This window comes from Terrimicrobium sacchariphilum (assembly GCF_001613545.1).
In the GTDB taxonomy this organism is placed as follows: Bacteria; Verrucomicrobiota; Verrucomicrobiia; order Chthoniobacterales; family Terrimicrobiaceae; genus Terrimicrobium; species Terrimicrobium sacchariphilum.
The window spans coordinates 41,833-63,123 of the sequence record NZ_BDCO01000003.1 but is presented as its reverse complement, the minus strand read 5'-3'; the positions used below and the strand labels follow the sequence as shown (position 1 = coordinate 63,123).

Sequence of the window (21,291 nt, the reverse complement as noted above, 5' to 3'; positions counted from 1 at the left end):
AACGAGTTATTTGATGTCGAAGACTTCGCGGGCGTCGGTGATCTCGCCGGTGAGGGCGGCGGCGGCGACCATGATCGGGCTCATGAGCACTGTCCGACCGGTCGGGCTACCCTGGCGGCCCTTGAAGTTACGGTTGCTGGAGCTGGCGCAGAGCTGATGGCCGACGAGCTTGTCGGGGTTCATGCCGAGGCACATCGAGCAGCCCGCACCGCGCCACTCGAAACCGGCGTCGCGGAAGATTTCCGCAAGGCCCATTTTCTCGGCGATCTGCGAGACGCCCTGGGAACCGGGCACGACGATGGCCTTCACGCCGTCTTTGACCTTGCGGCCCTTGACGAAGCGCGCCACCTCGGTGAGGTCGCTCAGGCGGCCGTTAGTACAGCTGCCGAGGAAAGCAACGTCGACCTTGGTGCCCTTGATGGGCTTGCCGGGCGCGAGATTCATGTGCACGAGAGCCTCTTCGGCGGTCGCGCGATCCTTCTCGGGCAGTTCGGCGGGAGTCGGGACGTTCTCGTCGATGAAAATGGCCTGGCCGGGGTTGATGCCCCAGGTGATCGTGGGTCCGATGTCCTCGGCTCGGAAGTTCACCACGTCGTCGTAGGTGGCATCCGGGTCGGAAGCAAAGGAACGCCAGCGGGCGATCGCGGCATCCCACTCCTCGGCCTTGGGCGCGTAGGGACGGCCCTTGAGGTAATCGAAGGTGGTGTCGTCCGGATTCACATATCCCACGCGGGCGCCGCCCTCGATGGACATGTTGCAGACGGTCATGCGCTCTTCCTGCGTGAAATTGTCAAAGGTCGAGCCGCCGTATTCGTAGGCGTAGCCGATGCCGCCATTCACCCCGAGCTTGCGGATGATGTGGAGGATGACGTCCTTGGCATAGACGCCGGGGGCGAGCTTGCCGTCGACATTGATGCGGCGGACCTTGGGCTTGTGCAGCGCCATGGTCTGGGTCGCGAGCACGTCGCGGACCTGGCTGGTGCCGATGCCGAAGGCGATCGCGCCGAAAGCGCCGTGGGTCGAGGTGTGCGAGTCGCCGCAGGCGATGGTGGTGCCGGGCTGGGTGATGCCCTGCTCGGGACCGACGATGTGCACGATACCCTGCGCGCCAGTCGGCAGGTCGAAGAACTTGATGCCGAATTCGTCGCAGTTGGCACGGAGGGCCTTGATCATTTCGTCCGCCAGCGGATCAGAAAACGGCTCCTCGCGCTCGTCGGTGGGCACGATGTGGTCGACGGTGGCGAAGGTGCGCTGCGGATAGAGGACCTTGAGGCCCAGATCACGCAGCATGCCGAAAGCCTGAGGGCTGGTCACCTCATGAATAAGGTGGGTGCCGATCAACAGTTGAGTTGCTCCGTTCGGCAGTTTGCGCACGGTGTGCGCCTCCCAGACTTTATCCAATAATGTTTTGCTCATAGCGTTCGTTAACCCCGGTTTCGGGGGAACTTGACAGTGTGCCCGTGATTGGGCCTGGGCGCAAGTTCGATGTCGGACTCGATTGTGAGTCCCCGATATCGGGATCGGGCGGTTTCGCGCCCCAACAAATCTTGTCTTTCGAGGCGGATTCGCGCATTGTTGCATCAACCCTCCCCTTCTCCCAGAGACTCCCTATGCCGCAGACCGATAATCCCGTTAATTGGTACCTGAAAAAGCACGAGAACGGCGAGGTCTTCGGACCGATCCACCTCTCGAAAATCCAGGAATGGGCGCGCTCCGCGCATGTGAATCCGCAGGACATGCTGTCGCCGGACAATGTCGTGTGGACGAAGGCTCCCATGGTGGCCGACATGAAAATGGACTGGCTGGTCGTGGTGGGCGAGGATCTGCTGTACGGCCCGACGACGGCCGGAGCTCTGATCGAGTTTTACCGCATGGAGGAGATCACGCCGGACACGCTGCTGATCAACTCGTGCACGGGCGAATGGGTGGCATTGCGCGACACGGCGTTTTTCCAGGAGGCCATGGCCGCGCCCAAGGAGGAAGAAGTTCCTGCCGGCACCTTCTTTGACAAGCTGGAGCTGCCGACCAAGGGCAACATTCGCTTCAACCTCCAGAAACGAGTGCGCGAGCTGGAGACTTCCCTTCTCGACAAACGGCGTCGCCTGATGGCAGCAGAGGAGACCATCGCCAAGATGGAGGTGCGGATCAAGGAACTGGAAGACCGCATCAAGGACTTCAGCGGCCTCCGCACCAAGAACTAGCCCCGCTCCATCAATCCCGTCGCCGAGCGACGAGGAGGTAGCTATTGAAGGGTGTGCAACCCCACATCGGCTCCATTGTGACCTCGCATCCTGCAGCGACGAATGCTCGGGTCATTTCTTCGGCCGTGGGGAAATTATGCCCCGTCGTGGGAATCCAGCCACTGCGATGAACAAACCATTCCTCCGCCCGGGTAAGAGCGAAGCGCCAGTGACGTTCATTGAGTGTGAACCGAATGGCGGCGACACCGCCGGGAGCGAGACTTTGCGCGATGCGAGTGAGGAGCGCCTGCTGCTGTGCATCATCGAAGTAATGGATCACGTCGAGCATGACCACATCGCCAAGATGGGGTGGGAAGGAAAACGCGTCGCCAGGATGGAACTCGGCCCCGGCCTCGCCAAGAACCTCTCGGGCGACGCTAACCTTTTCAGCATCCAGCTCAATGCCAATGACATGCGAGCCATGACCCGAGGCGCGCAGATAAGCAGTGAGAAGTCCCATCCCGCAACCGAGATCGAGTAGCGGGAGAGTCGAATTGCGGAAAAGCCGGGCGACGGCAGGATAGGCTGGGTCGAGGAAGGCCTTCCCGAGCGAGTAATAGTACAGATTTTTCCAGCGTCGATAGCGCTGGGCGGCCTGGCGAACGGGCGAACTCATGCGGTCTCAGTTTCCTCCCGGACGACGCGGCGATACGAGGGCAGCATGGCGAGGCCGAGAAGCCCCCAAATCAGAGACATGAAAGCCCCGCAAAGCGAGATCGAGACCGCCTGTGCGACGGGGATGCCGTACAGATCGCCCATGATGGTGGCAAAAAGCTGATCCCGGACCCCGAAGCCTCCCAGGCTCACTGGCATCGCGGCAATAATGTCGACCGCTGGCATGAAGGCGAGGAAGTCCACGAAAGGCTGGTTTACGCCGAAGGCCCGGGCCGCGCAATAAAAGGTGCCGATATACGACACCAGAATGACGCAGGAGATAAGCGAGGCTGCCAGAGTCGAGCGCCAGTGCGAAACGAACTTGAAATAGGCTGAGGTGAAATTCACCAACTGTCCGCGGCCGGGAATACGAGCGGGGAGCCGATCCGTCACCCCTCGCATGGCCAGGACAAATGTGATGCCGAGGAAAACAAGGACCGCTACCAGATACACAAGGACGACATGGCTCACCCCGGCAACAACAGGGCTGCGCGAGAGCCAGTCAAGCCGACCAGCGATGAACACGAGCGAACAAACGACCAACGCCCCCAGCCCGCTCATTCGATCCATGAGCACCGATACCAAAGCGGAGACTTTCGAATGCCCCTTCGCACCCAGCCACACGACCTTCACGGCATCGCCTCCGACTGCGCCGACAAGGAAGTTATTAAAAAACAACCCCACCATCGAGATGCGAAAGAGCTCCCAACCGGAGAGGCGGATGCCCATGACACGCAAAAAAATCTCCCAGCGATAAACACCAAGGATGATCCCCACCCCGGCGGAAGCCACCCCTGTCACGAGCCAGAAGATATCCGCCTCACGAACAAACTGCATCACCTCGCGCCGTGTCGAGGCATCGCGGAAGATCCAGGCGAGCAGAGCCACGCTGACCAGTGTCTGAAGGATGATGGTGAGCCACTTGCGCATGGGGCGAGGAGTGTGTGTCGCCCGAAGAGAGTCCGAGGGCAAGCAACAACGCACTCGAAATCTCACCAAACCCGCGATAGCGTATCCTGCACATGTCCACAGTGAGAGCCCACTCTCCCTCTCCCATCTATGTGCGCGGGCGACGCCGCGTGTTTTTTTCCGTACGGGGAATCTGGGATTACGTGCGCCAGGTCACGGCGATCTTTCTCTTCATAGGCAGTGGTATCGTGGTGTGTCCTGCCTGCATCCTGCTGCGCAGGCTGGCGGGAAACTCGATTCGACCGTCCACGGGCCAGCACCTGATCCATTGGCTCTTTCGCAACTGGCTCAAGATCTCCACGGCCCTTGGCGCCTTTGACATCCAGATCGATGACGTGGAAAAACTCCGCAGCCTGCGAGGCACGATCATCGCTCCGAATCACCCGAGCGAGCTCGATGCAATTTACCTGCTGAGCTTCGTTCCCAACGCCATCTGCGTGATGCGCGCCAGCCTGATGAAACGCTCCTACCTCGGCGGTGCCGCGCGAATGGCGGGGTATATTACGAACGACCAGGGGCCAACCCTGGTACGCGAAGGCATCGAGAAGATCCGAGAAGGAGAGAATCTCCTCATCTTCCCCGAGGGCACGCGGACTAGGGCGCAGGCGGTGAATCCTTTCAAACATGGCTTTGCCCTCATCGCAACCAAGACCGGCGCTCCGATCCAGACAGTCCTCATCGAGCAGGAGGGACGATATCTTTCCAAGGAATTCCCCCTCTTTTCTCCCGCCCGGCTCCCGATCACAGTACGGATAACACTCGGCGAGGTCTTCACGCCGCAGGAGGGCGAAACCGCCCCGGCACTGGCGCAGCGGCTGGAGGATTACTTCCGCAGCAACCTCGAGTACACGGGCGAGAGCATTCTCCGCCGCAAGAAAGACGTCTCACTTTGAGTTTCGAGGACCGGGAGAGAATCGTCATCCTGCCGAGCTACAATAGTGGCCGGATGCTTGTGGAAACCGCACGCGCCGTGCTGAACGTGTGGCAGCCCGTGTGGGTGGTGCTCGATGGGAGCACGGATGAAAGCGTGGCAGAAATCCAGGAGCTAGCTCGCTCCGAGCCGGGGCTGAGCGTGATCCATCTTGGGGAAAACCGAGGCAAAGGCGGAGCCAGCCTCGTGGCGATGGAAGCCGCGGCCAAGGCAGGCTACACGCACGCGCTGCTGATGGATGCCGACGGCCAGCATCCGGTGCAGGATGTCACTGGCTTCATGGAGCTTTCACAAAGGCATCCCGGGGCCATGATTCTCGGAGAGCCGGTCTTCGGACCCGAGGCGCCGGCGGAGCGAGTAAAAGGACGGCGGGTCGGAAACTGGTTTGCCAATCTGGAAACACTCTGGGGTGGCATCCGTGACTCGCTTTTCGGCTTCCGATTATATCCGCTGCGACCCGCGATTGACGTCATGCGATCGATCACGACGGCGCGACGCTTCGATTTTGATACCGAACTGGCTGTACGGCTTTTTTGGGCGGGGGTGGAACCCATCAATCGTCCGGTACCAGTGAGGTATCCGGAGAAGGCGGATGGCGGGGTGACGCACTTTCGCTACCTGCGCGACAACCTGCTGCTTGCGGGCACCCACACGCGGCTTTGCATTTTGCTGTTTCCGCGACTGTGGCGAGTCTGGCAGCTTCGGAGGAAATGGCTCTCTCCACGCGACATCTAATCCTGGCCGCACGTGCCGCCGCGCTCGCACTCTGGCCGCTGACCCCGTGGCGCGCCCGATGGTCGGTGGAAATGACGCACAATTTCTTCTGGCTCTATCCCACGCTCCGCCAGAACTGCGCGTGGCAGGGCCCGGTGGCAACACGCTTCGAAACCGAGAAGCGTGAGGTGTGGCTGACGATCGACGATGGTCCTGATCCGCGAGACACACCGGGAATGCTCGACGCGCTGGCCAGATACGAGGCAAAGGCGACGTTTTTCGTGATTGGTCGGCAAGTGGACAGCCAGCGGGCACTCGTGCGTCGAATCCTCCGGGAAGGACACAGCTTGGGCAATCACACGTACAGTCATTCGTCGGGTTGGTGGTGGGCGGCACCCAAGCCGGTCGTCCGGCATGAAATCGCCTGGGGAAACAAGGCCATCGAAACCGCGACGGGATCCAAGCCGAAGTGGTTCCGATCCCCCGTGGGAATGAACAACATGTCGGTCCACCCGGCCGCTGCAGCCGAAAGCCAGCGCGTGATCGGCTGGTCGGCCAGCGGAAAGGATGGGTGCCCTGCTGCACCCACGGTCGTGATCCAGCGCATCATGGCATCGGTCCGACCGGGCGCAATCATCCTGCTTCATGAAGGAGGCGCCAGCCGCTACCGCGTCTCCACGCTCGAGCGGCTGCTGGAACGACTGAAGAATGCAGGGTATACCTGCGTGCTGCCGGAACCGGAGTCGCTGCGTTGATGTCGGGACGTTCGCACACCGAGAGATGGGCCTACCAGAGGCTGTACCAGGACTCGATCTTCTCCCTTTGCACCCGGCTGTACCCGTACACCCGCAGGCCGGTCTTTCAAGCGGTCAGCCGCACCGTGGCTTGGACCTATGCCATGACCCAGCCCGCTGTGCGCGAAGTGGTGCGCCGCAACCTCCAGCTCCTGCGCAAGGAGCCGGTATCCGAAGCCGAAGCGGTGCGGGTATTCGTCAACTTCGGCGCGACCATCGCCGACTACGTCGCCGTCGGGGCGATGCCGGTGAAGAAAGCCCAGTCGCTACAGGAGAACGACGGCGGGCTGGAGCACCTGCGCGCCGCGATGTCCGGCGGACGGGGAGTGATCCTCGCGACGGCCCATTTCAGTTTCTTCGAGTACGGCGCAGTGGCTCTCGGCAAGGCCGGCATCCCACTCACGATCGGCACACTGCCGGAACCGACTGCCTCACTGACAGAGTGGCGGGCGAAGTGGCGGCAGCGCTGGAACACAGAAACCGTACCGGTGGGAGCAGACCCGTTCTCTTCGATCCAGATCGTGCGCAGCCTGGATGCGGGGCGTTGCGTGGCGCTGCTGGCCGATCGCCCCATCGCCGAGCACGGCCTGCCGATCTCCCTGCCCAATGGCCGCACCCTTTTCTCCACTGCGCCCGCGATCCTCGCGGCCATGACGCGATGCCCGGTCGTGCCGGTGATCGTCCTGCGTCTGCGGGGCGGGAAATATCGACTGATCGCGAAGCCGCCGATCCACGTGGAAGCCGCGTCGAGGGAACTTCGAAAACAAGCGATCGAGGATTGCACCCGGCAAATTGCCGCGGAATTGTTCGAGGAGATCATCCAGCACCCCACGCAGTGGTATCAATTTGTCCCCGTCTCCGCATGAAACGACTCCTCCTCCTCGCTTTGACACTTCCCGTAGCGTGGGCTGCCGCCCAGCCAATGAGTGATGACGAGACGGCGCATCTGCTCGACCAGATCGCCGCCAAGCGGGCCGATGGAGCGATCCAGAGTGATTTCCGCGAGGAGAAGAAACTGGCGATGATGGAAAAGCCGGTGGTCGAAACGGGCACGATCGCCTTTCTCGCTCCAAACAAGTTTCGCCGGGAAGTGCCGGGAAAATCACTGACGGCATGTGACGGAGAAACACTGTGGATGTACTACCCCGCCTACAAGGAGGCCGAGAAATACACACTGTCCTCCAACAAAGCCCTGAGAGAATCCCTTTCAGCCATGACGTCCGGCCTCGGGCTGCGCGACATCGCAAAGAACTACTCGGTAAAAGCCGAGCGCAATGCTGATGGCTACACGATGGACCTGACACCTCGAAGCCGGGCGATGCGCGGCACGATCCAGTCGATCACGCTGGTGATCGGGGCGGATCTGAAAGCTCGCCGCATGGTGCTGGTTTCAGGTCCGGGCGAGTCGAGCACGATCACATTTTCCAACGAGCGAAAGGCGGCGCTTACGCCGGACGACTTCTCCTTCAAGCCGCCGTCCGGCGTGACAGTAAGCGAACCGCTGGGGCGCTAGGCCTAGTACTTGACCGAGCAGCCGTAGGACTTGGTCGAGGGATTCGACACGGGCTTGCCCGCGGAAGCCTCTTCAAAGGCAGCCTTTACGTAATTTGTGGCGTCCTTGATCGTGGCAGGATCGGGACTTGCAGCGCTGTCGATGGCGCCTTTGTAGACCAGCTCGCCCTCTGGATTGATAAGGAACATTTCCGGCGTAGTGACGGCTCCGTAGAGCTTGCCGACCTCACCCGAGGCGTCGATCAGATAGTCCGTGGCATTGGAGCCATTCTCCTTTACCGCAGCGGCTACCTCGCCCTTGGGAAAGAAGCCCTGCTTGCCCTCGGCAGAGGAACAAATCGAAAGCCAGACAGCTCCTTTGCCGGTGAGATCCTTCTGAAGGGCCTGCATATTCCCTGAGCCGTAGTGCTTCTTCACGAAGGGACAGCCAAAGTTCACCCACTCGAGGACAACGTACTTGCCCTTGTAATCGGAGAGCTTCACCTCCTTGCCGGAAGCGTCCTTAAGAGAGAAATCAGGAGCGGGTTTGCCAATTTCCGGCGCGGCGAACGCGGCGGCAGTGGAGAGAGCCAGAATCGCGAGGATGCGGGGTACGTGTTTCATAGCGGCCTGAAACGTATGCAGGGATGGCCGGGATGCAACCGAACGACATGCAATTTTGCGTAAAAACCCCGTTTGATTGCCAGAAAACGCAAGTGCGAAAAGGTGTCGAAACTGTCATATTTGCCCCCTTGACGATGCCGCAAGACACCAGCCAGCCTGCCCCTCAAGGCGGTCGGAATCCGGCCCCTCCACCGCGTATGAGCAAACGACCCAAGACCATCCAGGAGTACATCGACGAGACCCCCCGCTGGGAGGATGGCACGGAGGTCTCCGAAGCGCCCATGACGCGAATGCAATGGCGGATCTGGGGGCTGGCCACTGCGGGCAAGTTTTTCGAGGGTCTCGTGGTCTTCATGACAGGCGTGGCGCTGCCGCTGATGGTTCGCGAGTTTCAGCTCACGGCGGCTGACAAGGGAATGATCAGCGCGGCCTCTCTGGCGGGCATCCTCATCGGCGCGACCGCGCTGGGCGGGCTGGCGGATCACTTTGGCCGGAAGATGCTCTTCATCTCGGAAATGGTGCTTTTCACCATCTTTCTCGTCCTGGTGGCTGTAAGCCCTAGTTTCCCGTTCCTCGTGCTGAGCCTGTTCGGAATGGGACTGGCGCTGGGGTGCGATTATCCCACCGCGCATCTGGTGATCTCGGAAAGCATCCCGAGCCATTGCCGGGGAAAGCTGGTGCTGGGAGCCTTTGGATTCCAGGCGGTCGGCGCGCTGGCAGGCACGGTACTCGGTTTTTTCATTCTCTCGATCTCAAAGTCCATGGCCGACTGGCGACTGATGTACGCCTGCGCGATCATCCCGGCCATCACCGTGATCATCGGGCGGTTTTTCATCACCCAGAGCCCGCACTGGCTGATGAGCAAAGGACGGCACAAAGAGGCAGAGCGGGAAATGCGCCGCCTGCTCGAGCGCAAACCGCAGTACCCAAAAGACATCGTGCTGGAACCCGATGCCGCGCTGACCATCGAGGCCGCAAACACGCCGGAGTTTACGAAGCTCTTTACCAAGCCCAAGTACCGCCGCGCCACGATCCTGGCCTCCGTGCCGTGGTTCCTGCAGGATCTTTCCACCTACGGCATCGGCATCTTCACGCCGACGATCCTGGCGTACACCTTTGGGCATGACTCCGGCGTCCCGCGCAACCTTGCCGACGTCATTCACGATGACATCCAGGCGGCAAAGGGAGCAGCCATCATCGATGTGCTGCTCATCCTGGGCATCGTGGCGGCAATCTTCCTCGCAGACCGGGTGGGCCGGATCAAGCTCCAGATTGGCGGCTTTATCGGGTGTGCAATCGGACTCCTGCTGGCAGCTATCTCGACGTACTTCGACGGAACGACACACGTGCTGCTGATCTTTGCGGGATTCATGCTGTTCAACTTCATGACCAACATGGGACCGAACGCGATGACGTACCTGCTGGCAGGGGAAGTATTTCCCACGAAGGTACGCGGAGTTGGCGCTGGGTTTGCGGCATCGTTTGCCAAGGTCGGTGCGGTGGCGACGGCATTTCTCTTCCCCATCCTGCTCAAGGACATCGGTACGGCCACGCTGCTCTACATCCTGATCGGCACCTGTCTACTCGGGGCATGGGTGACGCATCGCTTCGCCATCGAGACCAAGGGGGTCAATCTCGAACACATCAAGCTCGACTAGGAAATCCCATCCCTTCCACGCCATGAACTCCGACGAAAAGCACAACCAGCAATCCACGCAAGACCTCATCGCCCGAGCACATCGCGAGATGATAGACAGCTTCGACGAGGAGCTGGAACTCGAGATGGAGGATCGGCGCACGGAATACCATCCGCCGCAGACGCTGGAGGAGATGGAGGATGAGAAGATCCAGCGGCACTTTTATTTTCGCGAACTCTTCCGGCTGCAATCCGAGCTGGTAAAGATGCAGGAGTGGGTGGTGGCGTCGGGCGAAAAGATCGTGGTGATCTTCGAGGGGCGCGACGCGGCAGGCAAGGGCGGCGTGATCAAGCGCATCACGCAGCGCCTGAATCCCCGGGTGTGCCGGGTCGCCGCGCTGCCAGCACCGAACAGCCGCGAACGCACCCAATGGTATTTTCAGCGGTACGTCGCGCACCTGCCGGCGGCGGGCGAAATGGTGCTCTTTGACCGCAGCTGGTACAACCGCGCGGGAGTCGAGCGGGTGATGGGCTTTTGCTCCGATGAGGATTACGAGGAGTTTTTCCGCACGGTGCCAGAGTTTGAAAAGATGCTGATCCGATCGGGCATCCGCCTGATCAAGTATTGGTTCTCCATCACGGATACAGAGCAGGAGTTTCGCTTTCAGTGCCGCGTGAGTGATCCGCTCAAGCACTGGAAGCTCAGCCCGATGGATCTCGAATCGCGCCGCCGCTGGGAGGACTACACCAAAGCCAAGGAAGTGATGCTGGAACGCACGCACATCCCGGAGGCTCGCTGGTGGGTGGTACCCGCGACGGACAAGAAGCTGGCTCGCCTGAACTGCATCAGCCACATGCTGAGCCTGATCCCGTACCAGCAGGTCGAATACACCCCGATCGAGTTGCCGCCACGTGTACACCACTCCGATTATCACCGGCTGCCGGTACCGGAGGACATGATCATCCCCCAGCCCTACCTGCCCAAGGACGATCCCGGCACGAACCTTTCCTGATCCTGAGCCGTCCCGCTACCGCGCAGGCACGACGGAGGGCTGCCCGCCAATGGGAAGGACCAGGGAAAACGCGCCGTCGGGCAGGGTGATGCGATAAATCGCAGGCTGAGGTTTTTTCTCAGTCGCGCCGTTGCAGATGATGCTGTTGGCGGATTCCCAGCAGCCGGACCAGGCGAGAAGGCTGCGCGAGCCGATGCGCTGGCGCGCACCGGTCTGGAGGTCCATCGTCCAGAGGGCGGACGGCGGGCCGTCCCAGTCCTTGATCTTTACATCCTCATCGCCATCGACCTCGACGAGCAGAGATTTTCCGTCCGGCGAAACCGCGAGCGAGCTGCCGCTGCTCATGCTGGCACCGGGACCGAAGAGGCTGACCGGCCAGGTCTTGAGCGCCTTACCTGCGAGAGAGATCTGATAGATCGTATCCATGTCGTGGGCGTAAAGGGACTGGCCGTCGGGCGCCCAGGAGGGAGACCACACTTCTTTCCCGACCGGCAGCCGGAAGAACCCGGAGCCATCCGCGCCGATGATGCCGATATCCCAGCGGTCGTTGTTGAAAATATGAAAGGCGAGTTTTTTGCCATCCGGGGACCACGAAGGGCCGTAGGAGTTGTCGCCCGGGATATTGGGCACGGGGGATTTGCCCGAGGCCAGATCGTAAATGGCAATGTGGCGGGCGCCGTCTTCATCCTGAGTATTGTAGGCGATTGCTTGGCCATCCGGGGAGAAGGCGGGGTAGACGCCCTGGACGAGCTTTTTCGGATTGCCGCCCTCGGCGTGGAGGTAAATCCATCCCAGGGATTCGTAGGCGATCTGGGCGGGAGAAATCGTGACGACCGCTAGGAATGCGGCCAGGGAGAGAAGCACGGTGCGCATGGCAGAGCGGATGTTGGGCAGAATCCGGGCAACACGGCAACCGGGAAAGGCGGAGGAAAAGACGGAAAAAAGCTCCCCTTGGGATGGTGATCCGTGGTTAATTCGCCAGTTCCTACCTATGTCCAAAGATCCCGCATCCCAGCGAATGGAGAAAATCGTGAGCCTCTGCAAAAGGAGGGGCTTCATCTTCCAGTCCTCCGAGATTTACGGCGGCCTGAACGGCTTTTGGGACTTCGGACCCCTCGGCGTCGAGCTCAAGCGCAACCTGAAAGATTTCTGGTGGCGGCGCAATGTGCGCGAACGTGACGACATGGTCGGCATGGATGGCTCGATCATCATGAACCGCGCGGTGTGGAAGGCCAGCGGCCACGAGGAGACTTTTTCCGACCCGATGGTGGACTGCAAATCGTGCAAGGCCCGCCACCGCGCCGACCAACTGCCGGAGAAAGACGGCACGAAGTACTGCCCGAACTGCGGCAGCCGCGACCTGACGGAGCCCCGCGCCTTCAACCTCATGTTCAAGAGCTACGCGGGCCCGCTCGAGAGCGATGACAACCTCGTGTATCTCCGCCCCGAGACGGCGCAGGCGATGTTCGTGCAGTTTCGCAACGTGCTCGACACCTCGCGCCAGAAGCTGCCCTTTGGCATCGCGCAGATCGGCAAGGCGTTTCGCAATGAGATCAACCCGCGCAACTACATCTTCCGCTCGCGGGAGTTTGAGCAGATGGAGATCGAGTATTTCTGCCGCGCCGAGGACGGCCTTGCGCTGACGGATTACTGGCTCGAGCAGCGCTTGAAATTCTACGAAGACATCGGCATCCCGCGCGACAAGATCCACGTCGTCGACATCCCGGACGGCGAGCGCGCCTTCTACTCCAAGAAGACATACGACCTGGAATACGAATTCCCCTTCGGCGTGAGCGAGCTGGAAGGCATCGCGTACCGCACGGATTACGATCTCTCGCGTCACATCGAGGCGAGCGGCAAGCCGCTCGAGTACCACGACCAGGAGAAGAACGAGAAGTTCGTCCCGCACGTGGTCGAGCCGAGCGCAGGCGTGGACCGCACCACGCTGGCGCTGCTTTGCGAAGCCTTCGACGAGGAAACCGTCACCGATGAAAACGGCAAGAGCGAGGTGCGCACCGTGCTGCGCTTCCATCCGCGCATGGCCCCGATCAAGGTCGGCATCTTCCCGCTGCTCAAGAACAAGCCCGAGCTGGTGGCGAAAGCCAAGGAAGTCGTCGCGAAGCTGCGCCCGCACATGGCGGTCTCCTACGATGAGGCGGGAGCCATCGGTCGCCGCTATCGCCGTCAGGACGAGGCGGGCACGCCGTTCTGCGTGACTGTCGATTTTGATACCGTAGGCGAAAACGGACCGGAAAAAGCGGACACCGTGACGCTGCGTCATCGCGACTCCATGCAACAGGAACGCGTCTCTATTGATGAGCTTCTGCCGCGTCTCGCGGCTGCCATCCTCTAGATTCGGGAAGCTAACAAAACCGCGTGGCATGGAAGCTGCTTCCGGCCACGCGATGAGTCAGGGATTACTCTCGGTCAAGGAGACGATTCATATCCGCCTCGGGCCGAACAAGGAGATCGCATCGGCCTGTGCGCCTGTGTTCGAGCAAGAACACCAGGAAGAGGCGCGCATGGTCATATACGAAGCCGACTATCTGAAGGACTACCTCGACGAGTTTTCGTCGTTATTGATGACGGGCTCGCCGGAGTTTGTCTCGATCACCGAGGCGGGAAGGCAAAGCTCCTATCGATACGCCAAGAATGGGGAAACCGTGATTCTCCTCACCCGGGCGCACCAGGGCGTCGGCCAGATCCTGAATGACCTGAACTAGGCAGGAGAGTCGCATGGCTGTAACACCCGACACTCTCCGCAAGAATCTCGCAGATCTGTATTCCCAACCCGGAGTCTCCGGATCGTGCCTGCAAACAGGTGCGCTGGTGATGAATCACGATCTCCCCTACTCCGATGAGCGGGTGGCAAATTTCGCAGCGCGGGTAAATCACCTCGTCTCCGGCTACGAGAGCGTGGACCGGGCGCTATGGCAGATCTGCGCCGGATTTGAAAATTATCGGCTGCTCATTCTCTCGCGGGGGAACACGCGTCTCTCGGTGCTTCTGACGCCCGCTGCGGATATCGACCTCGTCAGCGCCCGGGCCACGCGACTGCTGATGGAGCTGGAAATGCTGCCAGCGCCGACCAACTCCGCAACTCCGCCTCCCGTACTCGCAACGAAGGCGGAGGCCCAGTCAATACCCCAGCAGGAGGAAGGGTCGCCCATGATAAAACGGGCGGAGTTTGAAAAGATCGTCACCGGGCTGCTCAGCCGGGTCACAGGGCAGGCCCAGGCGGCCAAGCTGATCCAGCGCGCCATGAGCAAGGAGACAACGCCGATCAATGGCGAGCTCAAGCGCGATGATGCGCGACGCATCGGACTGGCGATCCTTGATTACGTCCCCAATCGGGGAAAACGCGACGCGCTCAGCTCGGAATTTCTCAATACCTTCAACTCATGAAACACCCGCACGCCATCCTCGCCGCCCTCGCCCTCGGCGTCGCCGGGCTGACCGCCCAGGACGCGACGCCAGTTCCGCAGCCCGCCATGGAAAACTTCATGCAGCGGAGTGAGAAGAGCCAGGCCACGCTGATCGAGAACTCCAATGAGATCCTCCGTCGTATCGGCGGGATCGAGAAAACGCTGGGCAAGGCGGGGACAGTTGCGGCCACCCCGGACGTCAGCGCGCTGGAGGCGAGATTAAGGGAGCTGGAGACGAAGCTCGCAACGGCTCCCGCAGCGCCAGAAACCCAAGCATCAGCAGAGGATAAGTCCGCGCAGACAAGTGTGAACGCCGTGTGGATCGTGCTCACGGCGGCGCTGGTCTTTTTCATGCAGGCGGGATTTTGCATGCTGGAGCTGGGATTCACCCGGGCCAAGAACGCAATCAACATCTGCATGAAGAACTTCCTGGATTTCTGCGTGGGCACGCTGTGTTTCCTCTTCCTCGGGTTTGGGCTGATGTTTGGGCACTCGGTGGCAGGACTGTTTGGCACGGGTCCGTTCTGGATCTCGGACGTGCCCGCGAATAACATGCTGTGGTCGTTCTGGTTCTTTCAGCTCGTCTTCTGCGGCACGGCGGCGACGATCATCTCGGGTGCGATGGCGGAGCGGACAAAGTTCGTCGGCTATCTGATTTTTACAGCGCTCATCACAGGCGTACTCTACCCGGTAATAGGGCACTGGGCCTGGGGCAGCTTCGGCGGGGCGTTTGGCTATGGCGGAGGCAAGGGCTGGCTGGAGCAACTCGGCTACCTGGATTTTGCAGGATCGAGCGTCGTACACTCGATCGGAGGAGCGGCGGCGCTGGCGGGGGTACTGGTGGTCGGACCTCGAATCGGTCGCTTCAAGTCCGATGGCACGGCCAATCTCATCAGCGGTCACAACATGCCGCTCGCAACCCTGGGCGTCTTCATCCTCTGGCTGGGATGGTATGGGTTCAATCCGGGTTCAACGCTGGTCGGCGATGTAAATATCGGCCGCATCGCGGTCAACACCACGATCGCCCCGGCGGCGGGGGCGATCGCAGGTATGTTTGCCATGTGGCTGCACCAGGGCCGGCCCGATCTCGGCATGACGATCAATGGAGCGCTGGGTGGACTGGTCGGAATCACAGCAAACTGCAACCTGGTCGCCCCGGCCTCGGCTTTGGTAATCGGGCTGGTCGCCGGCGTAATAGCGACCTTTGGGTCGCTCCTGCTGGAACGACTCAAGATCGACGATGCCGTCGGTGCGGTACCGGTGCATCTCTTCTGCGGCTGGTGGGGTATCCTGTCGGTGGCGATTTTCAATGAAGCGGGATTTTCCCCGCATCAACTCGGCGTGCAGGCGCTGGGCGTGGCCAGCATCACGGCGGCAGCCTTCGGGGCGTCGTTCATCGGGTTTCTCCTCATCGACAAGATCGTGGGATTACGAGCCAGCGAGGATGAGCAGGATCTCGGACTCGACTTCACCGAGCACTCGGGAGCGGCCTATCCGGACTTCATCACGGGAGAGCAGGGTTTGCCGTGACGACCAGGCCTCAAAAGATTCTCCTTCCCGAGGGCGGGCGGACGGCTAGACTTCCGCGCCGATGCAAACATCTCTCATTCTTCTCAAACCCGATTGTGTGACTGGCCGCAAGGTCGGCGAAGTGATCAAGCGTTTCGAGGAGGCAGGTTTTCAGATCCGCGGATGCAAACTCTTCCGCCTGAGCAGCGAGATCCTCAACGAACATTACGCGCACCTGGCCTCGAAGCCCTTCTTCCCCGAGATCGTCGCCTTCATGCAGTCGTCTCCCGTGGTCGGCCTCGCCGTCGCCGGTGACAACGCAGTCGATCGCGTGCGTACGCTCCTCGGACCCACGGACTCCAAGAAGGCCGACAAGGGTACGATCCGCGGCGACTTTGGCGTCGACGTGATGGTCAACGTGGCCCATGCCTCCGACAGCGCGGAGAACGCGGAAATCGAGTTGAAGCGCTTCTTCAAGGACGAAGAACTCTTCGATTACGCGATGAGCTACACCACGAAGCCGTAAGGTTTTCGGAATTCCTTTTCGTGCGCTCCCGTCTCGGCGGGAGCGCCGATTCCACCTCCCCTCTCCGTTCTAGCTGAAGGAGAGTTTTTTTATACCCGCTGCGGTCGCGGCATTGAGGACATCCATGATGCGTTCGTGGCGACTCTGTGGGTCGGGACGCACGATGACGGGGTCCTTGTCGCCGAATTTTGCGACAGCCTCGGCGAGCTTGGCTTGCAGTTCCGGCAGGTCCCGGCTGGAAAACGCGTCGTAAACCTTGTTGTTCATCTGCACCTTGCCGTCGGGAAAGATGTCGATGATGAGCGGGACTTTCTCCTGCGGTCGGTCGGAGGTCGCACCGCTGGGCAGCGTGACAGTGAGTTCCTTGTTGATGACCTGAGATCCGGCAGCAGCCATGAAAAACAACAAGAGGACGAACACGACGTCCACCATGGGCGCGATCTGAAAGCCGACGTCTCCTTCTTCCGAGGAAATGTTTCCAGCCATATTTTGAGGGGTTGACCGGAGACTAGCGAAGAAGACCGGAGAAGTCGAGAAAGCAAAACGCCCCCGCCCGGTGAGGACGGAGGCGTTTGAAAAGCAATTCCCTGACGTTGCGCGCCTAGCTGAACGTGAGGTTTTTCACACCCGAGGCGGCCGCCGCATTAAGCACGTCGATGATCCGATCGTGACGGGTCTGCGGATCGGGACGAATGATGACGGGGTCCTTGTCACCGAACTTGTTGATTGTGTCGGCGAGCTTGGCCCGGAGCTCGGGAAGTTCGCGGCTGCCCGGAGTGTCGTAGACCTTGTTGTTCATCTGCACCTTGCCGTCCGGGAAGATGTCGATGATGAGAGGAGTCTTGGGAACATCGATACCCGGGGCAGACTTGCCACTCGGGAGGTTGATGGTCAACTCGCGGGGTTTGATCTGAGAACCGGCCGAAGCCATGAAGAAGAGAAGGAGCACGAACACCACGTCCACCATCGGTGCGATTTGGAATCCGACATCTCCGTCTTCTGATACACCACCACCTGCCATAGTTTTATTACCTCGTGATTATCCTTGGGGTTTTCCGGCGTCCTTGTCGACGACCGAGAAAGTGACATTGCCCACTCCTGCACGACCAACAGCTTCCAGGAGAGAGCGGATCGCCTCGTACTTGACCTGCTTGTCGGCACGGACGAGCACGCGGTACTGCGGGTTGCGATTCACTTCATTGGAGAGCATCGCCGCGATTTCATTCATCGAGGGGTTCTTTTCGTTTACCTCGAAGGTGGTCGCGTTGTTGATGGGGCTGAAGAGGATGTTGACGATCATCTGGCCGCCCTTGATCGGTTTGGGCTCCTTGGCCTCCTTGGCGACCGGGAGGTCGACGTCGGTGTTCGACTGCAGCACCTCGGTGGAGGTGATGGACATAAAGAACACCAGGAGAACGAGGAGAATATCGATCATCGGGGCGATCTGGAACTCCGGATCGGCCTCGGGATCGGCTTTGCGGACTTTCTTTTTGCCGCGCCTATGAGCCTCTTCTGACATCGGATGCTATCAGGCCCACTCGAGAGTGGCGCCGCAATGCGGGCAGGGATTCTGGCCGGGCTGGATGGCACCGTTGCAGACGGGGCAATTCGTGGTGAGGGCGACCGAAACCTTGCGGGAGCGGCCAGCGCCGGTGACGGGAGCGCCGGCACCTGCCTCGAAGTTCTCACCGATGCGGACTCCGCCGAGTTCGTCGAACGGGATATCCTCGATGAGCTGGTTCAGCTTGTCGTCGGCGGTAACGAGGACGATGGTCGCGCGGTTGCGGAAGTAGTAGTAGAAAATAAAGGCCGGGATAGCGATGAAGAGACCGCTGGCGGTAGCCATGAGCACTTCACCGATACGGGTGGCGAGGAGGCGCGGGTCCGACACACCCGAGGAACCGAGTACGGCGAACGCGCCCATCATTCCGATAACCGTACCGAGCAGTCCGATCATCGGTGCGATAACTCCGATAACGGAGAGATAGCTGTTTTTGGTCTTCAGGACTTGGGCCTCGCGGAGTCCGTGCTCGATGAGAGCCGTCTCAACAGCATCCTTGCCACGACCGAGGCGCTCGAGAGCACCGCCGAGAACGAGGGCAATGTAGGCCTTGTTGGCGCGGCAGATTTCCCAGGCTTCCTGGTAGTTGCCAGCGCTGATCGTAGCGCGGAGCGACTCGAGGAGAGCGGCGGGAGCGAGCTGCTCATCGCGAAGGACGAGGAATAGCTGGATGATGAACGTCACCATCGTGATCGAGGTGCCAAGGATGGCGAGCCAGATCATGACGATGAGCGGGCCACCCGAGAGAATGACCTGGATGATGTTGTGGGACTCGGCTGGTGCGCCCTCGGCCGCGTGGGCTCCGCTCACGGTGGCGAGAGCAATGAGCGCGGGCAGAATGATACGCAACAGGGAACGGGAACTTTTCATAGATGGAATCACGAACGGAAGAGACGGCGGTTAGGGAACTATCACTTGCTTTTCTTTGACGAGAATATCTGCGCGCTCGCGTGCCTTGGCAACAACGGCCTGGTCCTCATAGAACAAGGTCACCGTGCTCAGGTAATCGCGAAGAGCCTCGGGAAGGTCTCCCTCGGACTCACGGATCACTCCCATCAAAAAGAAAGCCTTCCCATACATGGCCCCTTTGCCCTCGGGGGCAAGCGCGACGCCCTGGGCCTCGGCGACAATCGGCTCAAGCTTGGCCTTGGCAGAGGCAAAATCCTTTTTCTCGACTGCGAGGTGCGCGAGGCCGATGTCGGACTGGGAGGTTGAGCCAGGATAGGCTTTTTGAAACTCGGCAAATGCGGTCTCAGCGGCTGGCACCTGGTTGAGAGACAGATAAATATCCCCAAGGAGGGCCGAGGCGCGTTCCGCCCAGGGAGTAGGCAATCCGCGGAAGGTATCGACTGTCGACTTGATCAGGGGCAGAGCCTGGGCGGCATTGCCTGAATCCCAGGCAGCGATGCCTTCGGTGAAGGACTTGGGAGCCTCCTTGGTGACGGAGGCAGCCTGATCGAGGGCAATGGAGGTTTCGACCGGGCCGACCTTGATTTTGATCTTACCGGCGGCGACGCCTAAAATCTGGCCTTCGCTGCGGACTCCATTCTTCTGTACAACGGCATCCTGAGCGAATGCGAAAGACCCGCAGGCCGCGAGGGCCAGTAAAGACACTATCCATGTACGGGGGGACGCACTTGCTTTCATCCGATAACTGCTTTAATCACAACTCTCCCGCAAATCAACAGTTTCGCAGCCCTTTTTCATGTTAACGACTCTCCGCACCCACCAGCGCAAGCTCTTCCTGATCATCACCGTCGTCGTAATCGTGGCCTTCGCATGGCTTTACGACCCGGGCAATATGAAGCAGTTCCAGTCCAGCGGGCTGGTGCAGATTTACGGAAAGACCTACACGCAGACCGATATTGATCGAGAAGTGAAAAATTTCACCCTCGCGCGAGCACTCGGCCAGTTTGAGCTGCTGTCGGAGCTGGGGGGACTTTCCCAGAACGAACAGCGCGCAGTGGAGGATTTCATTTTCAACCTGCTCGTGCTGCAGCATCAGGCAGGCCTCCTGGGCGTGGAACCCACGCCGGAGCAGATCGCAGAGCGCATACAGTCTCTGCCGGTCTTCCAGACGGACGGAAAGTTTGATTACCAGAAATACGCCAGATTTGTGCAGGAGCAGCTCGGGCCGCGCGGTTTCACCGAGATCCAGCTCGAGACGGTGGTGCGCGACAGCCTGCGCCTGGAGAAGATCAAGAGCTTCATCTCCGCCCCCGCCACAGTGGGTGCCGCAGAGGTCGACGAAGCCCTGCGGATCTTCCAGAAGGTGGATGTGCAGGTGATACGCTTCCCGGCCATTGCCAATGAGGCGAGCGCGGCAATCGCGCAGGAGGAAATCACCGAGTTCTTCAATCGCAACAAGATGACCAGCCCGGAGACGCGGGTGGTGAAGTTCGTAGAATTCTCCCTCCCTGCCGACGCGGCGAACCAGACCGACAGCGGGAAGAAGGTCGAGGCCATGCAACACCTCGCCGACACCGCCGCCGCCTTTGCAGAAAAGGCCATAGGCGGTTTTGACACGGCAGCGCAACAGGCGGGACTGACGGTGCAAACCTCGGCGGCATTTGACAAAATGGGACGCGCGAAGGAAGGGGTGGCGATTACGGAGTTGCCCGAGATCGCACCCCAGGCGTTCCTTTTGAGCGAGAAAACACCGGTGAGCGACGTGGTGCAGGCCGGTGACAAATTCTTCGTGCTGAAGCTGGAGACGATCACGCCGGAGCGTGCATTGACGGTTGACGAAGTGCGCCCGATCGCGGAGGCACGGTTGAAACTGATCAAGGCCGAGCGTCTCGCGGCGGAAAACGGCCAGAAAGCCGTGGCTCAGTTGCGCGAGGCCATTGCCGCAGGCAAACCCCTCCCGGAAGCTGCCCTGGCTCTCGGCCTCAAGGTCGACACGCTGACCGGCCTCGAGCCGCAAAAGCTTCTCGAGCAGAACATCCCATACGAGGCGGTGAAGCTGACACTCCTGCTCCAGCCGGCGCAGCTGACGAACTACATCCCGACGGCGGATGGCGGAGTGGCCCTGTATCTCCAATCCCGCGCACCGACCGATGCCGCTGCCGCAGATCAAGCCAGTCAGCGAGTCTCTGTGGAAAACGATCTGCTCGAGGGCAAGCGCAAGCTGCTCTTCCTGAGCTGGCTGGATGACGCCCGCGAGGCAGCCAAGATCACACCTCTCGGCCGCACCCGCTAACA

At 60.6% G+C, this 21,291-nt stretch carries 24 protein-coding genes; 14 read left to right on the top strand and 10 right to left on the bottom strand.

Annotated elements, in window-relative coordinates; all coding sequences use genetic code 11:
- Positions 1-6: 6 nt before the first annotated feature.
- Positions 7-1,416 carry a 3-isopropylmalate dehydratase large subunit gene (leuC, locus tag TSACC_RS17920; RefSeq protein WP_075080853.1) on the bottom strand — a complete coding sequence of 470 codons (1,410 nt, stop codon included), beginning with the start codon at positions 1,414-1,416 and terminating at the stop codon, positions 7-9.
- Positions 1,417-1,610: 194 nt separating this feature from the next.
- Here leuC and TSACC_RS17915 point away from each other — a divergent pair, with 194 nt between their 5' ends.
- Complete coding sequence (locus TSACC_RS17915; protein WP_075080852.1) at positions 1,611-2,201, top strand: hypothetical protein; 591 nt, start codon at positions 1,611-1,613, stop codon at positions 2,199-2,201.
- A gap of 10 nt (positions 2,202-2,211) precedes the next feature.
- Here TSACC_RS17915 and TSACC_RS17910 read toward each other — a convergent pair whose 3' ends face one another.
- Positions 2,212-2,856 (bottom strand): class I SAM-dependent methyltransferase, encoded by a 645-nt coding sequence (locus tag TSACC_RS17910; protein ID WP_075080851.1) that lies wholly within the window; start codon positions 2,854-2,856, stop codon positions 2,212-2,214.
- Entirely contained in the window at positions 2,853-3,824 is a 972-nt protein-coding gene (locus TSACC_RS17905; protein ID WP_075080850.1) for a lysylphosphatidylglycerol synthase transmembrane domain-containing protein, read from the bottom strand. Before TSACC_RS17905 ends, TSACC_RS17910 begins: the two co-directional genes overlap by 4 nt.
- A 92-nt stretch (positions 3,825-3,916) precedes the next feature.
- On the opposite strand from TSACC_RS17905, the gene TSACC_RS17900 reads away from it, so the two are divergent.
- From TSACC_RS17900 to TSACC_RS17880, 5 genes are read left to right on the top strand one after another with little or no spacing between them, the layout of a single operon-like run.
- Positions 3,917-4,756 carry a lysophospholipid acyltransferase family protein gene (locus TSACC_RS17900; protein WP_075080849.1) on the top strand — a complete coding sequence of 280 codons (840 nt, stop codon included), beginning with the start codon at positions 3,917-3,919 and terminating at the stop codon, positions 4,754-4,756.
- Positions 4,753-5,529: a glycosyltransferase family 2 protein gene (locus tag TSACC_RS17895; protein WP_075080848.1), complete on the top strand. Its 777-nt coding sequence runs from the start codon at positions 4,753-4,755 to the stop codon at positions 5,527-5,529. The genes TSACC_RS17900 and TSACC_RS17895 overlap by 4 nt, the downstream gene beginning before the upstream one ends.
- On the top strand, positions 5,505-6,263 hold the full coding sequence (locus tag TSACC_RS17890; protein ID WP_075080847.1) for a polysaccharide deacetylase family protein: 759 nt from the start codon (positions 5,505-5,507) through the stop codon (positions 6,261-6,263). Before TSACC_RS17895 ends, TSACC_RS17890 begins: the two co-directional genes overlap by 25 nt.
- Entirely contained in the window at positions 6,263-7,168 is a 906-nt protein-coding gene (locus tag TSACC_RS17885) for a lysophospholipid acyltransferase family protein (RefSeq protein ID WP_075080846.1), read from the top strand. Before TSACC_RS17890 ends, TSACC_RS17885 begins: the two co-directional genes overlap by 1 nt.
- Positions 7,165-7,815 (top strand): LolA family protein, encoded by a 651-nt coding sequence (locus tag TSACC_RS17880; RefSeq protein WP_084400645.1) that lies wholly within the window; start codon positions 7,165-7,167, stop codon positions 7,813-7,815. The genes TSACC_RS17885 and TSACC_RS17880 overlap by 4 nt, the downstream gene beginning before the upstream one ends.
- Before the next feature lie 2 nt (positions 7,816-7,817).
- Here the strand turns inward: TSACC_RS17880 and TSACC_RS17875 are convergent, their stop codons facing one another.
- On the bottom strand, positions 7,818-8,417 hold the full coding sequence (locus TSACC_RS17875; protein WP_075080844.1) for a thioredoxin family protein: 600 nt from the start codon (positions 8,415-8,417) through the stop codon (positions 7,818-7,820).
- A 197-nt stretch (positions 8,418-8,614) separates the two neighbouring features.
- Between TSACC_RS17875 and TSACC_RS17870 the strand changes: the two genes are divergently transcribed.
- Together TSACC_RS17870 and ppk2 are read left to right on the top strand one after the other, a co-directional pair.
- Entirely contained in the window at positions 8,615-10,075 is a 1,461-nt protein-coding gene (locus TSACC_RS17870) for an MFS transporter (protein ID WP_075080843.1), read from the top strand.
- A gap of 22 nt (positions 10,076-10,097) precedes the next feature.
- Positions 10,098-11,066, top strand: a complete 969-nt coding sequence (gene ppk2, locus TSACC_RS17865; protein WP_075080842.1) for a polyphosphate kinase 2 — start codon at positions 10,098-10,100, stop codon at positions 11,064-11,066.
- A 15-nt stretch (positions 11,067-11,081) separates the two neighbouring features.
- Here the strand turns inward: ppk2 and TSACC_RS17860 are convergent, their stop codons facing one another.
- Complete coding sequence (locus TSACC_RS17860; RefSeq protein WP_075080841.1) at positions 11,082-11,939, bottom strand: TolB family protein; 858 nt, start codon at positions 11,937-11,939, stop codon at positions 11,082-11,084.
- Positions 11,940-12,057: 118 nt separating this feature from the next.
- On the opposite strand from TSACC_RS17860, the gene TSACC_RS17855 reads away from it, so the two are divergent.
- The 5 genes from TSACC_RS17855 (at position 12,058) to ndk (ending at position 16,526) form a co-directional block, all read left to right on the top strand.
- Positions 12,058-13,419, top strand: a complete 1,362-nt coding sequence (locus tag TSACC_RS17855; protein ID WP_202816001.1) for a glycine--tRNA ligase — start codon at positions 12,058-12,060, stop codon at positions 13,417-13,419.
- Positions 13,420-13,447: 28 nt separating this feature from the next.
- Entirely contained in the window at positions 13,448-13,789 is a 342-nt protein-coding gene (locus tag TSACC_RS17850) for a hypothetical protein (RefSeq protein ID WP_075080840.1), read from the top strand.
- Between the two features lie 13 nt (positions 13,790-13,802).
- Positions 13,803-14,471 (top strand): hypothetical protein, encoded by a 669-nt coding sequence (locus TSACC_RS17845; protein ID WP_075080839.1) that lies wholly within the window; start codon positions 13,803-13,805, stop codon positions 14,469-14,471.
- Positions 14,468-16,021 carry an ammonium transporter gene (locus TSACC_RS17840; RefSeq protein WP_202816000.1) on the top strand — a complete coding sequence of 518 codons (1,554 nt, stop codon included), beginning with the start codon at positions 14,468-14,470 and terminating at the stop codon, positions 16,019-16,021. The genes TSACC_RS17845 and TSACC_RS17840 overlap by 4 nt, the downstream gene beginning before the upstream one ends.
- A gap of 61 nt (positions 16,022-16,082) precedes the next feature.
- Complete coding sequence (gene ndk, locus TSACC_RS17835) at positions 16,083-16,526, top strand: nucleoside-diphosphate kinase (RefSeq protein WP_075080838.1); 444 nt, start codon at positions 16,083-16,085, stop codon at positions 16,524-16,526.
- A 69-nt stretch (positions 16,527-16,595) separates the two neighbouring features.
- Here ndk and TSACC_RS17830 read toward each other — a convergent pair whose 3' ends face one another.
- The 5 genes from TSACC_RS17830 to TSACC_RS17810 all read right to left on the bottom strand — a co-directional run bounded on the left by TSACC_RS17830 (position 16,596) and on the right by TSACC_RS17810 (position 19,701).
- A complete protein-coding gene (locus TSACC_RS17830) occupies positions 16,596-17,012 on the bottom strand; it encodes an ExbD/TolR family protein (RefSeq protein WP_075080837.1) in 417 nt (138 codons plus the stop codon).
- Between the two features lie 115 nt (positions 17,013-17,127).
- Positions 17,128-17,547, bottom strand: a complete 420-nt coding sequence (locus TSACC_RS17825; protein WP_075080836.1) for an ExbD/TolR family protein — start codon at positions 17,545-17,547, stop codon at positions 17,128-17,130.
- An 18-nt stretch (positions 17,548-17,565) separates the two neighbouring features.
- The gene (locus TSACC_RS17820; RefSeq protein WP_075080835.1) at positions 17,566-18,045 is read right to left on the bottom strand and encodes an ExbD/TolR family protein; all 480 of its coding nucleotides are present in this window, start codon (positions 18,043-18,045) and stop codon (positions 17,566-17,568) included.
- A 9-nt stretch (positions 18,046-18,054) separates the two neighbouring features.
- Complete coding sequence (locus TSACC_RS17815) at positions 18,055-18,957, bottom strand: MotA/TolQ/ExbB proton channel family protein (protein ID WP_084400643.1); 903 nt, start codon at positions 18,955-18,957, stop codon at positions 18,055-18,057.
- Between the two features lie 30 nt (positions 18,958-18,987).
- Positions 18,988-19,701: a tetratricopeptide repeat protein gene (locus TSACC_RS17810; protein ID WP_075080833.1), complete on the bottom strand. Its 714-nt coding sequence runs from the start codon at positions 19,699-19,701 to the stop codon at positions 18,988-18,990.
- Between the two features lie 91 nt (positions 19,702-19,792).
- Between TSACC_RS17810 and TSACC_RS17805 the strand changes: the two genes are divergently transcribed.
- Positions 19,793-21,289: a peptidylprolyl isomerase gene (locus TSACC_RS17805; protein ID WP_075080832.1), complete on the top strand. Its 1,497-nt coding sequence runs from the start codon at positions 19,793-19,795 to the stop codon at positions 21,287-21,289.
- Positions 21,290-21,291 lie beyond the last annotated feature (2 nt).

Bases quoted from the DNA above. Each gene is read 5' to 3' on its own strand.
- TSACC_RS17830 (WP_075080837.1), bottom strand. From the start codon at position 17,012: ATGGCTGGAAACATTTCCTCGGAAGAAGGAGACGTCGGCTTTCAGATC.
- TSACC_RS17805 (WP_075080832.1), top strand. From the start codon at position 19,793: ATGTTAACGACTCTCCGCACCCACCAGCGCAAGCTCTTCCTGATCATC.
- TSACC_RS17885 (WP_075080846.1), top strand. From the start codon at position 6,263: ATGTCGGGACGTTCGCACACCGAGAGATGGGCCTACCAGAGGCTGTAC.
- TSACC_RS17905 (WP_075080850.1), bottom strand. From the start codon at position 3,824: ATGCGCAAGTGGCTCACCATCATCCTTCAGACACTGGTCAGCGTGGCT.
- TSACC_RS17915 (WP_075080852.1), top strand. From the start codon at position 1,611: ATGCCGCAGACCGATAATCCCGTTAATTGGTACCTGAAAAAGCACGAG.
- TSACC_RS17900 (WP_075080849.1), top strand. From the start codon at position 3,917: ATGTCCACAGTGAGAGCCCACTCTCCCTCTCCCATCTATGTGCGCGGG.
- TSACC_RS17890 (WP_075080847.1), top strand. From the start codon at position 5,505: ATGGCTCTCTCCACGCGACATCTAATCCTGGCCGCACGTGCCGCCGCG.
- TSACC_RS17880 (WP_084400645.1), top strand. From the start codon at position 7,165: ATGAAACGACTCCTCCTCCTCGCTTTGACACTTCCCGTAGCGTGGGCT.
- TSACC_RS17910 (WP_075080851.1), bottom strand. From the start codon at position 2,856: ATGAGTTCGCCCGTTCGCCAGGCCGCCCAGCGCTATCGACGCTGGAAA.
- TSACC_RS17875 (WP_075080844.1), bottom strand. From the start codon at position 8,417: ATGAAACACGTACCCCGCATCCTCGCGATTCTGGCTCTCTCCACTGCC.
- TSACC_RS17815 (WP_084400643.1), bottom strand. From the start codon at position 18,957: ATGAAAAGTTCCCGTTCCCTGTTGCGTATCATTCTGCCCGCGCTCATT.
- ndk (WP_075080838.1), top strand. From the start codon at position 16,083: ATGCAAACATCTCTCATTCTTCTCAAACCCGATTGTGTGACTGGCCGC.
- ppk2 (WP_075080842.1), top strand. From the start codon at position 10,098: ATGAACTCCGACGAAAAGCACAACCAGCAATCCACGCAAGACCTCATC.
- TSACC_RS17845 (WP_075080839.1), top strand. From the start codon at position 13,803: ATGGCTGTAACACCCGACACTCTCCGCAAGAATCTCGCAGATCTGTAT.
- leuC (WP_075080853.1), bottom strand. From the start codon at position 1,416: ATGAGCAAAACATTATTGGATAAAGTCTGGGAGGCGCACACCGTGCGC.
- TSACC_RS17870 (WP_075080843.1), top strand. From the start codon at position 8,615: ATGAGCAAACGACCCAAGACCATCCAGGAGTACATCGACGAGACCCCC.
- TSACC_RS17840 (WP_202816000.1), top strand. From the start codon at position 14,468: ATGAAACACCCGCACGCCATCCTCGCCGCCCTCGCCCTCGGCGTCGCC.
- TSACC_RS17820 (WP_075080835.1), bottom strand. From the start codon at position 18,045: ATGTCAGAAGAGGCTCATAGGCGCGGCAAAAAGAAAGTCCGCAAAGCC.
- TSACC_RS17860 (WP_075080841.1), bottom strand. From the start codon at position 11,939: ATGCGCACCGTGCTTCTCTCCCTGGCCGCATTCCTAGCGGTCGTCACG.
- TSACC_RS17850 (WP_075080840.1), top strand. From the start codon at position 13,448: ATGGAAGCTGCTTCCGGCCACGCGATGAGTCAGGGATTACTCTCGGTC.
- TSACC_RS17855 (WP_202816001.1), top strand. From the start codon at position 12,058: ATGTCCAAAGATCCCGCATCCCAGCGAATGGAGAAAATCGTGAGCCTC.
- TSACC_RS17825 (WP_075080836.1), bottom strand. From the start codon at position 17,547: ATGGCAGGTGGTGGTGTATCAGAAGACGGAGATGTCGGATTCCAAATC.